At 60.2% G+C, this 13572-nt stretch carries 12 protein-coding genes and 2 tRNA genes; 7 read left to right on the top strand and 7 right to left on the bottom strand.

Annotation, left to right across the window (positions count from 1 at the left end; translation table 11 throughout):
* Positions 1–89: 89 nt before the first annotated feature.
* Genes NE584_RS04315 through NE584_RS04305 form a run of 3 tightly spaced genes read right to left on the bottom strand, consistent with a single transcriptional unit; the run spans position 90 to position 3367 of the window.
* Positions 90–1625 carry a glycine betaine ABC transporter substrate-binding protein gene (locus NE584_RS04315; RefSeq protein ID WP_050624939.1) on the bottom strand — a complete coding sequence of 512 codons (1536 nt, stop codon included), beginning with the start codon at positions 1623–1625 and terminating at the stop codon, positions 90–92.
* Positions 1622–2227: an ABC transporter permease gene (locus NE584_RS04310; protein WP_242850351.1), complete on the bottom strand. Its 606-nt coding sequence runs from the start codon at positions 2225–2227 to the stop codon at positions 1622–1624. The genes NE584_RS04315 and NE584_RS04310 overlap by 4 nt, the downstream gene beginning before the upstream one ends.
* A 27-nt stretch (positions 2228–2254) precedes the next feature.
* Positions 2255–3367, bottom strand: coding sequence for an ABC transporter ATP-binding protein (locus tag NE584_RS04305; RefSeq protein ID WP_050624937.1), 1113 nt, complete (start codon positions 3365–3367; stop codon positions 2255–2257).
* A gap of 321 nt (positions 3368–3688) precedes the next feature.
* On the opposite strand from NE584_RS04305, the gene NE584_RS04300 reads away from it, so the two are divergent.
* On the top strand, positions 3689–4951 hold the full coding sequence (locus NE584_RS04300) for a glycosyltransferase family 2 protein (RefSeq protein ID WP_108981169.1): 1263 nt from the start codon (positions 3689–3691) through the stop codon (positions 4949–4951).
* Positions 4952–5181: 230 nt separating this feature from the next.
* Here NE584_RS04300 and NE584_RS04295 read toward each other — a convergent pair.
* Both NE584_RS04295 and NE584_RS04290 read right to left on the bottom strand, forming a co-directional pair.
* A tRNA-Ser gene (locus tag NE584_RS04295) sits at positions 5182–5273 on the bottom strand.
* A gap of 31 nt (positions 5274–5304) precedes the next feature.
* Positions 5305–5391, bottom strand: a tRNA-Ser gene (locus tag NE584_RS04290).
* Between the two features lie 343 nt (positions 5392–5734).
* Here NE584_RS04290 and NE584_RS04285 point away from each other — a divergent pair.
* From NE584_RS04285 to NE584_RS04260, 6 genes are all read left to right on the top strand, one after another.
* Positions 5735–6346, top strand: coding sequence for a recombinase family protein (locus tag NE584_RS04285; RefSeq protein WP_301578371.1), 612 nt, complete (start codon positions 5735–5737; stop codon positions 6344–6346).
* Positions 6347–6526: 180 nt separating this feature from the next.
* Entirely contained in the window at positions 6527–6781 is a 255-nt protein-coding gene (locus NE584_RS04280; protein WP_108981171.1) for a carbon storage regulator, read from the top strand.
* A 69-nt stretch (positions 6782–6850) separates the two neighbouring features.
* The gene (locus NE584_RS04275) at positions 6851–7948 is read left to right on the top strand and encodes a flagellin (RefSeq protein ID WP_256181930.1); all 1098 of its coding nucleotides are present in this window, start codon (positions 6851–6853) and stop codon (positions 7946–7948) included.
* Positions 7949–8070: 122 nt separating this feature from the next.
* Complete coding sequence (locus NE584_RS04270; RefSeq protein ID WP_108981173.1) at positions 8071–10017, top strand: hypothetical protein; 1947 nt, start codon at positions 8071–8073, stop codon at positions 10015–10017.
* Between the two features lie 10 nt (positions 10018–10027).
* A complete protein-coding gene (locus tag NE584_RS04265) occupies positions 10028–11182 on the top strand; it encodes an adenylyl-sulfate kinase (RefSeq protein ID WP_108981174.1) in 1155 nt (384 codons plus the stop codon).
* Positions 11179–11991, top strand: a complete 813-nt coding sequence (locus NE584_RS04260; protein ID WP_256181926.1) for a PHP domain-containing protein — start codon at positions 11179–11181, stop codon at positions 11989–11991. Before NE584_RS04265 ends, NE584_RS04260 begins: the two co-directional genes overlap by 4 nt.
* A 118-nt stretch (positions 11992–12109) precedes the next feature.
* Here NE584_RS04260 and yaaA read toward each other — a convergent pair whose 3' ends face one another.
* A complete protein-coding gene (gene yaaA, locus NE584_RS04255) occupies positions 12110–12868 on the bottom strand; it encodes a peroxide stress protein YaaA (protein ID WP_108981176.1) in 759 nt (252 codons plus the stop codon).
* Entirely contained in the window at positions 12865–13566 is a 702-nt protein-coding gene (locus NE584_RS04250) for a carboxylesterase (protein WP_367981993.1), read from the bottom strand. Before NE584_RS04250 ends, yaaA begins: the two co-directional genes overlap by 4 nt.
* Between the last annotated feature and the right edge of the window lie 6 nt (positions 13567–13572).

Below are 13572 nucleotides of genomic sequence, written 5' to 3'. Positions count from 1 at the left end.
AGGCAACGAGAGTTGCCTCGGGCTCTCTTTTAGTTTTTCCACAATAGAAGATCCCCCGCCGCAGAATTCGGCAGGGGATCAAAAGGACATCAGGCATCCAGCAGACCGGACTGGACCAAGAAGTCGTGGGCGACGGTCTCCACCTCCTCGCCCGCCACGTCCACCCGATAGGTGAGCTCACTCATCAGTTCGTCGGTGAACTGCTCGTTGAGGAGCTGGATGGTCTCCTTGAGGCCGGGAGCATCCTCCGCGAAGCGTTCGAATACGTCGCTGCGGGCCAGAATGGTGCCGTAGTAGTCGGGGAAGAAGTGCTGGTCGTCGTCCAGAAGAGTCAGATTGGCCCGTTTGTTTAGGCCGTCGGTGGCGTAGACCACCATCACATCGTAGGCGCCCTGCTCGATCAGGGTGTACTTCATCATAATGTCCACCGGGTTGGCCACCTGGAAGTTCAGGCCGTAGGTCTCCACCATGGGACCGAACTTCATGTTGCCCGCGTCGGTGAAGAAGTCCTGCTCAGCGCAGAAGCGCAGCTCTCCGGCGATGGGCACCAGGTCGCTGATGGTCTCCGGGTGGTAGGTATCCACCACCTCCTGAGTGACACCGATGACGTAGGTGTTGTTGACACCGATCTTGCCCAGCAGCTGGAGGTCGTACTCCTCATTCATCTTCTCGTTGACAAAGTCGTAGAGGGTCTGTCCCTCTGGGATATCGGTGGTGTCCAGCCCCATGATGGTGGTAAGGAGGGTGCCGTCCCACGTGTACATCAGATCGCAGGAGTGATTGGCGGCGGTGAGGGCGTTGAAGTTGTTCACCGCGGTCATCTCGTCCTGGATGGTGACAGGGATGCCATGGCGGTCCTCCACCAACTGCTTGATCATGCTGTTGACCAGCTGTACCTCGGAGAACTGGCCCTCATAGAGGAGCAGGCCGGCGGTGCTCTTGGGCAGGAAGGCGTACACGCACAGGGCCAGGGCCGCCGCACAGGAGAGGACGGCAGCTCCCCGGGCGGCCATCCTGCGGCCCCTGGGGCGCTGGCTGTCCCGGCTGTTGAGATACCGCTCCGCCATGCCCATCAGCAGGTCCAGAACCAGGGCCGCCGCCATGAGTACGCCGGTGCCGCCCAGGATGGCCTGCATGTCCTCCTGGCGGATGCCGGTGGTGATGACGCTGCCCAAGCCTCCGCCGCCCACAAAGGAGGCAAAGACCGCGGTGCCGATGGCGTTGACTGCGGCAATGCGGATGCCGGTGAAGATGATGGGGGCGGCGATGGGGATCTCCACATGGACGAGGCGGTAGGTACGGGTCATGCCCATGCCCCTGCCCGCCTCGATCAGGTGCTCAGGCACTTGGTCCAGCCCCAGGCAGGTGTTGCGGACGATGGGCAGCAGGGAGTAGAGGGCCAGACCCACGATGACAGTGGGCTTGCCCGGACCGATGAACACCATGATGATGCCCAGCAGTGCCAAGGCGGGGGTGGTTTGGATCAGGTCCACCACTCGGAGGACGATCTTCCGGGCAGCAGGATAAAAGTGGCAGAGGATGCCAAGGGGAACACCCGCCAGGACGGCGAAGATGAGGGCGGCGACCACCAGAGACAGGTGCTCTAAGATCATGGAAGCGGTCATACCTTATCCCCTCCCTTCCGCATCCCCTTGGGGACCACCTGACGCTGGACCAGATCCACCAGAGAGCCCAGCACGAAAGCCAGGAGGGCGGCGGGGATGGCCCCCATCAGGATGAGGCCGTTGTCATTGGAGCTGATCCCGGAGTAGATGAAGTCCCCCAGGCCGCCGCCGCCGATCATGGAGGCCAGTACCGCCCAGCTGACGGTGTAGACGGTGGACATGCGCAGCCCGCCGATGATGGTGGGCATGGCCAGGGGCAGCTCCACCCGAATCAGGCTCTGTATGGCGCTCATGCCGCAGCCACGGGCAGCCTCGATGTACTGCTGGTCCACGGATACCAAGCCGGCATAGGTGTTTTTCAGCACCGGGAAAGTGGCGTAGATGCCCAGGGCAACCAGTACCGTTGCGGTGCCCGCCCCCCAGGCCAGCACCAGCAGACCGATGAACACGATGCCCGGGATGGTGTTGAAGACGGACAAGACGGGCAGGACTACTCCGGAGAGCTTGGGCCGCCGGGACAGCAGGATGCCCAGCACAAGGCCCAGGGCAAAGCCGATGGCGACGGACACCAGGGTGAACAGAAGATGTTGGCCGATGGCCACAGGAAGTTTATCCCATCCCAATGTGTCTCACCCCCAAAGCTGTTCCGCCATAGCGGAGGTCATGCTGGTCTTGGTGATGATGCCGTCCACCTTTTCCTCCTCGTTCAGGACAATGAGGTAGGGGGCGCCGCTGGAGATCAGCAGGTCGAAGCAGTCCTTGGCGCTGTCCCCTGTGTGGACGGTGGGGGTGTTGCAGCGGATCAGGGGCTCGATGGTCTTGACCACATGGCCGGTGAGGCGGATGTCCGCAATGGACACGGTGCCCTGATAGCGGTCCTGGTCGTCCACCACGATCAGGGTGTCCACGTTGCGCCGTTGCATCTTGCTGACGCACTCGTTGACGCCCCGGCGGGCGGAAACGGTGGACACGCCGGAGCGCATGAAGTCGGCGGCGGTGAGCTCCTTCTGAGCGTGGGTGTCGATGAAATTGCCCAAAAAGTCCTGGATCTGTCCGCTGGCGGGGTGGGCCAGCATCTCTTCCGGAGGCGCCATCTGGACGATGTTGCCGTGGTCCATGAAGATAATGACGTCGGCCAGATCCAGAGCCTCCGCCATGTCGTGGGTGACGAAGATGAAGGTCTTGTGCAGCTTCTGCTGGAGGCCCTTCACCTCCTGCTGCAGGGAGCGGCGGGTCATGGGGTCCAGGGCGCTGAAGGGCTCATCCATCAGGACGATAGGAGGGGAGGCGGCCAGTGCCCGGAGGATGCCGATGCGCTGCTGTTGTCCGCCGGACATCTCCGAGGGGTACTTGTTGGCGTACTGCTCATAGGGCATCTCCACCATGGCGAGCATGTCGCGGACGATCTGGTCGCACTGCTCCTTGGAGTACTTCAGCAGCTTGGGCACCACGCAGATGTTTTGGGCCACCGTCATGTTGGGGAACAGGCCGATCTGCTGGATCACATAGCCGATGTGGCGGCGCAGCTCCACCTTGTCCTTGGAGGTGATGTCCTCCTCGTTCAGATAGATCTTTCCCGTGTCGGGCTGGATCAGACGGTTTATCATCTTCAGTGTGGTGGTCTTACCGCAGCCGGAGGGGCCGATGAGCACGGCGAACTGCCCCTCCTCAATTTCAAAACACAGATCGTTTAGGATCTTTTGGCTGCCGTAGGACAGGGATACATGGTCGAATCTTAACAAATGAGACCTCCTTTTCCGGTGTGGCCGGAGACCGGCCAGCGGGCCAACGAGAACGGCACCGGAGGGGCGCCCTTCAGGTATCAGGTGCGGGATGGAGGGGGAGAGCCCTCTGCTCCAGGTAGAAAATTGGGTAACATTACAACTTTATTATAGCAGTACCAGAAAAAACTGTCAAATAAACAAAATGTAAATATGGGTCGGATGACATAAATATGGAATTAAACTGGGAAATTAAGAAACTTTTTATAAAATCTTAACCATATCCCGGGCCTGTCCTTAAAAAACGTCTGGTACACTCGAACCAGCAAAGGAGGCGAGCGCATGAATCTGGAAATCATCCTGGTCAGGACGGTCCTGGTGCTGACCGCCGCGCTGTCGGTGGGGATCTCTCTGTGGGGCGGATACTATCTGCTGACGGGCCTGATGTCTTGGCGCAGGCCCATGGACTACGGCCGGCACCCCGCCGGCACCCGGTTCGCGGTGCTGATCGCGGCCAGAAACGAGGAACTGGTCATTGGTCCGCTGATCAACAGCCTGCTGGAGCAGGAGTATCCGGCGGAGCTGTATGACATCTATGTGATCCCCAACAACTGTACGGATAACACAGCGCTGGCCGCCCGACAGTTCGGGGCGGAGGTGCTGGAGTGCACCGTGCCGGTCCGGTCAAAGGGGGAGGTGCTCCGCTTTGCGGAGGAGCAGCTCTCCGGGCGGCACTATGACGCCTTCTGCGTCTTTGACGCGGACAATGTGGTGGACCGGTGCTTCCTGAAGGAGATGAACAATGCATATCGGGCCGGGGCCCGGGCGGCCCAGGGCTATCGGGACAGCAAAAATCCCTATGACAGCGCCATCTCGGGATGCTACTCCATCTACTACTGGATGATGGACCGCTTTCACAACCAGGGGAAAGCCGGACTGGGGCTGTCCGCCATGATCAACGGCACAGGCTTCATGGTGGCCGCCTCTACTCTGAAGAAGCTGGGGGGCTGGCGGACGGAGACCATCAGCGAGGACCTGGAGATGACCGCCCAGTGCGTGCTGGCGGACGTGCAGGTGGCTTGGGTGCCGCTGGCCGTCACCTATGACGAGCAGCCCCTGACTTACCGGGAGTCGGTAAAGCAGCGCAGGAGGTGGAGCAGTGGCACCATCCAGGTGGCGCGGCAGTACCTGCCACGGACCGGACGCCAGATGACAGCGGCCCCCCGGGGAGCGCTTCTGGACATAGGCATGACGATGCTGATCCCGGCCTATCAGCTGGTGGCGGTGGTCAATACGCTGGCCGCGGCCGCGGCGGCCGGCCTGAGCGGACGGCCCTTCACCTTCGCGGCAGGGGCGTTCTGCGGTGCGATCCTGCTGAACGTGGGACTGACGGCGGTGTTCGCCACCTTGAGCGGCGCCCTGGTGCTGACAGTGGAGAGAAAGTGGGACCGCCGCCTTTGGAAGAGCTTGCTGGTCTATTGGCTCTTCCTGCTGAGCTGGCTCCCCATCACCATCGGGAGCTTTTTCAAGCAGACTACGGTCTGGGAGGAGATCCGGCACACCCGCAATGTGCTGCCGGAGCCGGTCCTGGCCCGGAAGTGGTGATACATGTGGAAAAAGGAGGACCGCCCATGCCCATGGGCGGTCCTCTCAGTTTGTGGGAAAAGCCCTCCTGCAAAAAGCTCCGGGGACCGATGGGCGGCACCAAATCGAAGCCAAACGCAGTGGATTCGATTTGGAACGGAGGAGCAAGGGAGCGGCAGAATGAGTGCGCGATGAGCTTTGCAATTGAAATGAAAAGGCTCGTGGCAAGCGATATGTCGCTTGCCACGAGCTGGCGCAGAAGGAGGGATTCGAACCCTCGCACGGTTTAACCCGTCTACTCCCTTAGCAGGGGAGCCCCTTATAGCCACTTGGGTACTTCTGCAACTATCAATAGCGCCTCGTCAGGAAAGAGGTGGCGGAGAGAGTGGGATTCGAACCCACGGCTCTTGCGAGTCACCGGTTTTCAAGACCGGCTCCTTAAACCACTCGGACATCTCTCCCTGTTGATCTCCAACTCAGAGGCGAATGAAAGCATACCATATTTTGAGCCGTATGTCAACCTTAAACTGCGTTTTTTGTGGGCTGTTTTTTCTGAGCCTCAAAACAGGGGCGGTCAGCCCGCCGGGCCCCGACTGAAAAGGCCCCTGGAAAAAACGGGCAGTGCATGTTCCGCAGGGCGCTTTCGGTTTTTGATATAATAAGAAGGACCCCGTCCAAATTCATATTTGGGACGGGGTTTTTGATGGAACTTCCCGATTCCCATTTGGTGCGGCTTGTTTATGCAGGGCGTTCTCTGCCGCATCGATCTGAATTGGGGCGATGAAAGAGGAGGAGCCGGAAAGCGTGGAATATGGATATGTTCGGGTGTCGGGAAAGAGTCAGAATGAGGAGAGGCAGCTCTATGCCATGGAGAAGGCGGGGATCGCCAGGGAGAGGCTTTACATCGACAAGCAGAGCGGGAAGGATTTCAACCGCCCGGAATACCAGCGCCTGCTCCGCAAGCTGCGGGAGGGAGACGCGCTCTTTGTCCAGAGCATCGACAGGCTGGGGCGGAACTATGAGGAGATCCTGGAGCACTGGGGGCTGCTGACCCGGAAAAAGAAGGTGGATATCGTGGTATTGGACTTTCCTCTCCTGGACACCAGGGGGAGGGGAGAGGACCAGAGCCTCACCGGGAAATTCCTGGCCGACATGGTGCTGCAGATACTGGCCTATGTGGCACAGAAAGAGCGGGAAAACATACGTCAGAGACAGGCGGAGGGCATCGCCGTGGCGAAGGCCAGCGGGAAGCGCTGGGGGAGAAAAAAGAAAAACTTACCTCCTGATTTCCCGGCACTCTACACGGCCTGGAAAAATGGGGAGATAAGTGAGGGGCAGCTTCTGGAAGTCTGCGGAATGAAGCGCAGCACGCTGTATAAACGTCTGCAGGAGAAGAGGGCGTGCCAGAGGGAGTAGGAAGAAAAGTCCCAAAAAGTGTACTCAGATAGACTTCTGTCTGCTCCTGGGTCTCTGTTATGTACTTCGGCATTCCGGCGGAAAAGTTAAGTATTACAGAGAGAAAAGATTTTTTTCTTTCGTCTATCTGAGTACACTTTTCTGGACTTGGAAAAGCCTTGGGCGTTTGGAGGGAAGAGCATGCTGGTGTTGGGAGTGCGCTCCGGCGAATACATCACCATCGGACAGGATATCGTGATCCAGGTCGTCAAGGCCGGTGAAGTGACGCGGCTCGCCGTTCAGGCGCCCAGGGAGTGCCCTGTGGTGCGGGGAAAGCTGGTGGAGTCCAGCGGCGGGGCGCCCGACTGCATCCGTAAGCTGCGCCAGAAGAAGACACCTCCCCATACATCAAGATTCAAACAGGACCGGGACGAGACCGGGGCCCTGTCTGAATAGTACCATCCACCCCTGCGGACCGGAGGGAAGGAACCGTCCGGGAATATCAAAAATAAAGGAGAAATCACTATGCGTATTCAGCACAACATCATGGCGATGAACGCCTACCGCAACTACAGCAACAACACCAGCGCCCTGTCCAAGAACCTGGAGAAGCTGTCTTCCGGCTATAAGATCAACCGGGCCGGCGACGACGCCGCGGGTCTGGCCATTTCCGAGAAGATGCGCGCCCAGATCACCGGCCTGGACAAGGCCCAGGACAACGCCAAGGACGGTATCTCCCTGGTGCAGACCGCCGAGGGCGCCCTCACCGAGGTCCACGACATGCTCAACCGCATGTACGAGCTGGCCGAGCAGTCCGCCAACGGCACCTATGAGGACGCCACCGACCGCAATCAGCTCCAGAAGGAGGTCGACCAGCTCAAGAGCGAGATCGACCGCATCGCCGACTCCGCCAACTTCAACGGCATCAAGCTGCTGGACGGCTCCATGAAGGACGGCACCACGGTGGCTATCGATGCAGGCAGCGTCACTGGTAAAGTGAATGGCCAGGCTATCACCGCTGCTAGCGGAACGGCCAACCTGTCTGGTAACTTCCAGGCGGGTGACACCGTCACCATCAACGGCGTTACCTATACCTGGGCGAGCCAGGCCACAGGCGCTGACGGCAAGACCTTTAAGGATTTCGACGCTCTGAAGTCTGCTGCCAAGGTAAACGGCGTGACCATCGGCGGTACTGCCTCCAAGGCCACCTTCTCCAAGGCGGGCAAGGATCTGACCCTCCAGATCGGCGACACCAGCGAGACGTTCAACCAGCTGGAGGTCTCCATCAACGACTGCCATGTGGCCGCGTTGAATCTCACCGACATGAATATCTCCGACCAGGACAGCGCCGCCGAGGCTCTGAACATGATCAAGAGTGCCATCAACTATGTCTCCGACGTCCGCGGCACCCTGGGCGCCACCCAGAACCGTCTGGACCACACCATCAACAACCTGTCCGTCATGCAGGAGAACATCCAGGATGCCGAGTCCACCATCCGCGACACCGACGTGGCCGACGAGATGATGGCCTATACCAAGAACAACATTCTGATCCAGTCCGCCCAGGCCATGCTGGCCCAGGCGAACCAGGTGCCCCAGGGTGTGCTGCAGCTGCTGCAGTGATCCCGGGCAGTTGTTCTGGAACAGCGACCACAGGGGGCCGGGCTCAGTGCCCGGCCCCCGTTTTTTAGGCGCGGAGGGCGCTGGCCCCTCGCAGGAATACTTGCGGACCGTGAGGTTTTTCTATGGATACGATCAAAATCGCCCGCCGGCTGGCGGAGCTGGGACAGACGGCGGACGCCCAGCGGGCCTACACCCTGGCGCTCCAGGCGGCAGGATTGTCCCCGGAGGAGGAGCTGGAGGCCGCCAGCTATCTTCTCTTTTCCAAAGGCGACTACCGGGTGGCCTATACCAGCTTCCTGTCTCTTTACCGCCGGGGCCTTTTTCAAAAGGAACTGCTGGAGCTGATGACCCAGGCCTTCTACCTGCCCAATGTGGAAGCTCTCCGCAGGCAGTATGAGGAGAACTGCACACTGCTCTCCCGCTATCCCTATCTGTTTCGGAGAGACTTTCTTCCCTTTGAGGACCTGCCTATTCAATTTTACCCCTATGACGATGACGGCTATCTTCCCTTTGACTGGAAGAGCGGCCTTTTTTCCGACTATGTGAATTTCCATACTCCAGTGATCGACCGAAATTTTTTCCATGACCTCGAAAAGCCTGTACTGGCATCAGATGTGTACTCCCAGTATCAGCTGGAGTACCTGAACGACACGGTGCGCAAGAGTGAGTGGGTGGGCCGGGAGAATCATATCTACCTTCACTACACGGATTGGGGGACCTTCTGCGCCCATCTCCAGTGTCTGTCCTTCAAAAAATTGCTGAAGGAAGAGAAGCTTGTTTTCCTGATCGAGGACGAGCTTGCCCAATATCCCATCGATTTTCAGGCTCGGTTCCATATCGATTACAGCCGTTACCCGGTGCGCCCGGTGGGCATCCGGGAGGTGAACCGCCTGATCTGGCACACCCAGCTGGCGGCCCACAACGGCGGCGACTTCTTCAACGAGATCTTTTATGGGCACCCCAATCTTCTGGCCTATGAATCCGTTATTCTGGATGGTATCGACAACCTTTTGGACGAGATGCGCCGCCGGGTGCGCGAGCGTCGGCTGGAGACCGCCACCGACCGTCAGCTCCTCCAGATCAAACATCCCACTGACAAGGACCTGCTGGTTGCCTATTTTTTAAACCAGCAGGAAAGCAACAGCAGCCTCGATCCCGATTCCCGCATCACCCCGATCCTCTTCTTCCAGCCCCACTTTTATAATATTTCGTATGATATCTCAGTGGACACGAAGAGCAACAAGACCGTGCTCCACTCGGAGCAGTACGACCGCATCCGTTCCTCCGCTGTGTTCCAGAACTTCAAATACATCAAGACCTTCACCCCCATCCGCCGTCCCACCACCAGCTATGCCGCGACCATTCGCTTCATGGAGCCGCAAATTGAAAAAGAAGGGCGTATTGTGGCCGATGACCTGACCGCCCGCATGCTCAACCGCAGCTTTATGGTGGACCCCTGGGATCGACTCTACCGGGACAGCGTCCTGGTGCGCTTCGAGGACGGCAAGCTGAACCCCAAAGCCACCTTTACTGCCCTGGCGGAGTTCCTTGACCTCCCCTACACCCAGAGCATGACCTATTGCTCCGGGGCCAGCGGCATCGACCCGGAATCTCTGGCCGGAAATGCCCGCGGCTTTGACCCGGCTACGGTGTATCGGACCTATGATGAGTTTGCAAATGATGATGAGCGGGCATTTCTGGAATACTTCCTCCGCGATGTCTATGAAACCTATGGATATGATTTTCACTATTATAAGGGCGAGCCGGTCGATGAAGAGTGGGTGACGAAAAAAATATCCAGATTCACCACTCTCAACCGGTTTATCAGCCGTTCTTGGGAATCTCTATACCGGAATACTCATAATCAGAAAACTGGAGCTCCCTTGGATCAGGAAGAGATCGAACGGCGTATTCAGGATACCCTCTCCGGCCTGGATTCCAACCGGCTGCACGTTTCCAAGCTTCTGATGCGGGGACTGCGTTTTATCAATGAAGATGGTCAGCCCCTGAAAATGATGACGCCGCTCAAGCTGGACCCGGCCCTGCTGGAACAGCCGCTCTATCACTGAGGAGGACCACATGGAACACAAGGGAACCGTTTACTTTTTCACCGGCCTCTCCGGCGCGGGCAAGACCACCGTAGGCAGCCTCTTTTACCGGCGGCTCAAAAACACCAAGCCCAACGCGGTCTATCTGGACGGTGACGAGATCCGGGTGGCCTTCGGTGAGGATGTGGGCTACACCAACGACGAGCGCCTCCGATGGGCGGGGCGGATCTTCCGGGTGTGTAAGCTCCTCTCCGACCAAGGCATCGACGTGGTGTGCTGCTCCATCGCCATGTATCAGAGCGTCCGGGCCTGGAACCGGGCCAATATCCCCAATTACAAGGAGATCTATCTGAGGGTGAAGCCGGAGACCCTGCTGGCCCGGAACCAGAAGGGGCTCTACACCGGGGGGCACAATGTGGTGGGGGTGGACCTGCCCTTTGACGAGCCCCAGACCCCCGATCTGATCATTCAGAACGACGGAGAACGCACCCCTCTGGAGGCGGTGGAGGAGATCGAGCGGGTCCTGTATCCCAACATCGTCGAAAACCCCATCGATAACCGGGACTACTGGAACCGCTATTATCAGGACGGCCTCTGTCCCATGGACCCCTCCCCCTTTGCCCGGTATGCCGCCACTCTGGTGGAACCGGGACGGACCCTGGTGGACCTGGGCTGCGGCAACGGGCGGGACGCCCTCTACTTTGCCTCCCTGGGCCTCTCTGTCATCGCCATTGACCTGTCAGACACGGCCATTCAGACGCTGCGGGAGCGGGGCGGAGACAACCCGCGCTTCCTCTGCGGGGACTTTATCAACGCCCCCATCCACCGGCCTGCCAGCTATGACTATGCGTACAGCCGCTTTACCATCCACGCCATCAACCAGCAGCAGGAGCGGATGCTGCTGCTGGCCATGCACCGCGCGATCAAGCCCGGCGGAAAGTTTTTCATCGAGGTGCGGGGCGTCCATGATCCGCTGTACGGCAGGGGACAGCCCCAGGAGAAAAACGCGTTCTTCTACAACAATCATTACCGACGCTTCATCGTCATGGAGGAGCTGACCGCCTCTCTGCAGGAGGCGGGGTTCCGCGTGGAGTACGCACAGGAGCGGACCGGCTTCGCCCCCTACGGAAATGATGACCCGCCGGTGATACGGATCGTTGCTATCCGCAAGGAGATGAAAGCATGACCGTCCTGGCAGACCTCCACACCCACTCCACCGCGTCTGATGGGCAGTATGCGCCGGCGGCGCTGGTGGAAAAGGCTGCCGCCGCCGGCATCCAGGTGCTGGCGGTCACCGACCACGACACCATTGACGGCGCCGAGGAGGCGGTCCGGGCGGGCACGGCCCTGGGCCTTACAGTGTTGCGCGGCGTGGAGCTGGGGGCGGCCGAGGACCGGCACATGCACATACTCGGCCTGCACCTCGGCCCGGAGTGCCCCGCCCTGACAGCGCTCTGCCGCAAGCTGCGCGCCAGCCGGGACGAGCGGAAGTTCCGCATCGTGGACTTTCTCCGGGAAAAGGGTATGGATGTGTCCCTGGAGGAAGTGGAGGCGCTGGCAGGCGGCGGGGTCGTCGCCCGGCCTCACTTCGCCCAGGTGATGCTCCGGCGCGGGTATGTCACCTCCCTCCGGGAAGCATTCGACCGCTATCTGGATTCCGATGAATATCAGCGCATCGAACACTGGAAGGCCGGCGCCGCGGAGTGCATCGCCGCCGTCCACAGCGCCGGCGGCAGGGCCGTGCTGGCACACCCTTACCAGCTGGGCTATGCGGACGATCGATTGGAGGAGACCCTCCGCACCCTGCGGGAGAAGGGGCTCGACGGTTTGGAGTGCTTCTATCCCCGTCATACCCCGGGACAGACTGCCGCCTATCTGCGTCTTGCGGAAAAATATGGGCTCCATATCACAGCAGGCAGCGATTTCCACGGGGAAGCCGTCCGTCCGGACACCAGACTGACGCCCATTTCCCTCGAACTGGGGTGGCTGATTTAACAGCGGGGGAGGTAGACTTGACAAACACATCGCTTCCATCAGCGCAGGTAATATGAGACCGGGTTTGGCAAGAGCGCCAAACCCGGTCGTTTTTCAGCCATCCCAGCTTCCAGTATGTTCAAAATTCCTCTTTTTCCTTGAGAAAGACATAGTGATCGTGCCCGGAATGGGCGGCGTCATACCGGTAACCCAGATCCTGAAAGTCTTTCAGCTCCTCGCTCCGGCGGACGCCACGCTCTGCCATCCATCGGACCATCTGCCCCCGGGCCATCTTGCACAGCGTGCCCTTTTCCACCACCCGGCCGTCCTTACGCAGCTCGCCGAAGGTGCAGGTGAGCACCTCCACAGAGGGGGGCAGGTGGGGGAGCACCGCCCGGCTGTACTCCTGGGAGGCCAGGTCCACCACCAAGCCGGCCTCTCCGGCCAGCGCTCGGGCCAGCCTGTCTCCCCAGAAGGCGTACAGATCAGGGCAGCCGTTCACCGACAGACGGGCCTGCATCTCCAGGCGGTAGGGCGTCACGCCGTCGAAGGGGCGGAGCATGCCATAAAAGCCGGAGAGGATGCGCAGATGTTCCTGAAGATAGGTGAACTGGCCGGTCTCAAAGACACCGGGGGCCATGTACTGATACTGGATGCCCTGATAGGAGAGCAGGGCGGGGGTGAGGCCCTTCCCCAGCTCCATGCGGGCCAGCCGCTCCACATTCAGATCAGTGATGGCATCGCTGCACCGCCACAGCTGCTTCAGCTCCTGCCGGGACAGGGAACGCAGAGCGGAGAGCAGGCGCTCCGTCTCTGGGAGAAAGGCGGGCAGAGCCTGGGGAGAGAGCGTGTCGGTGTCGGTCCGCATCTTTTTGGCGGGGGAGATGAGGATCTTCATGTGCTCTCATCCTCCCACTGCCTCAGAACCGCCAGCTGTTCCGGGGTATGGAACCAGTGCTCCATCCCCTCCGCCGCAGTCAGGGAGCAGCGGAAGCGGCGGGCAAAGCGGTCCACTGTGTCCCGGGGCACCAGATGGTCCTTTTGGGCCCAGAGGATGCGGGTGGGGGTCTCCCAGCGGGAGACAGGGTGGGCGCGGACGTACTGGAGATAGGGCCAGGACAGGGTCTCACCGAACTCAGTGGAAATCTCTCCCTCGGCCTCCAGGCGTGACTCGGTCACCCCGGCCCAGGACATCATCTCCTGGATCAGGCGCTCCATGTCCAGCACCGGGGAGACGAAGAGGGCTCGGTCCAGGGGGCGGTCCTGAAAGGCCAGCAGGGAGAACCAGGCCCCCAGGCTGACGGCCCGGAGGGCCAGGCGGTTCCACTTCTGTCCGGACAGGGAGAGCAGGTCTCTCAACTCGGGGACAGCGTGCCAGGGGGTGAAGAGCTCCGGCCCGCCGGACCGTGCCCCGTGGCCGGGCAGGTCGATGGCCAGTACCTGCCAGCCCTTGGGGCAGACCACCTGGGCGAAGGACTCGGCCTCCTCCTTGCGGCCGCCCTTGCCGTGGAGGCAGAGCCAGACCTGAGGGGACGGGGAGCCGTAGAGGACAGCGGGGACGGAGGCGTGGTTCAGAGTCAGAGTCATGGTATCCATAAGGTT

Source organism: Clostridium sp. DFI.5.61 (genome assembly GCF_024462915.1).
GTDB classification, from domain to species: Bacteria; Bacillota; Clostridia; order Oscillospirales; family Oscillospiraceae; genus Lawsonibacter; species Lawsonibacter asaccharolyticus.
The sequence above is the reverse complement of the archived record's forward strand: the minus strand, read 5'-3'. Positions and strand labels throughout refer to the sequence as shown.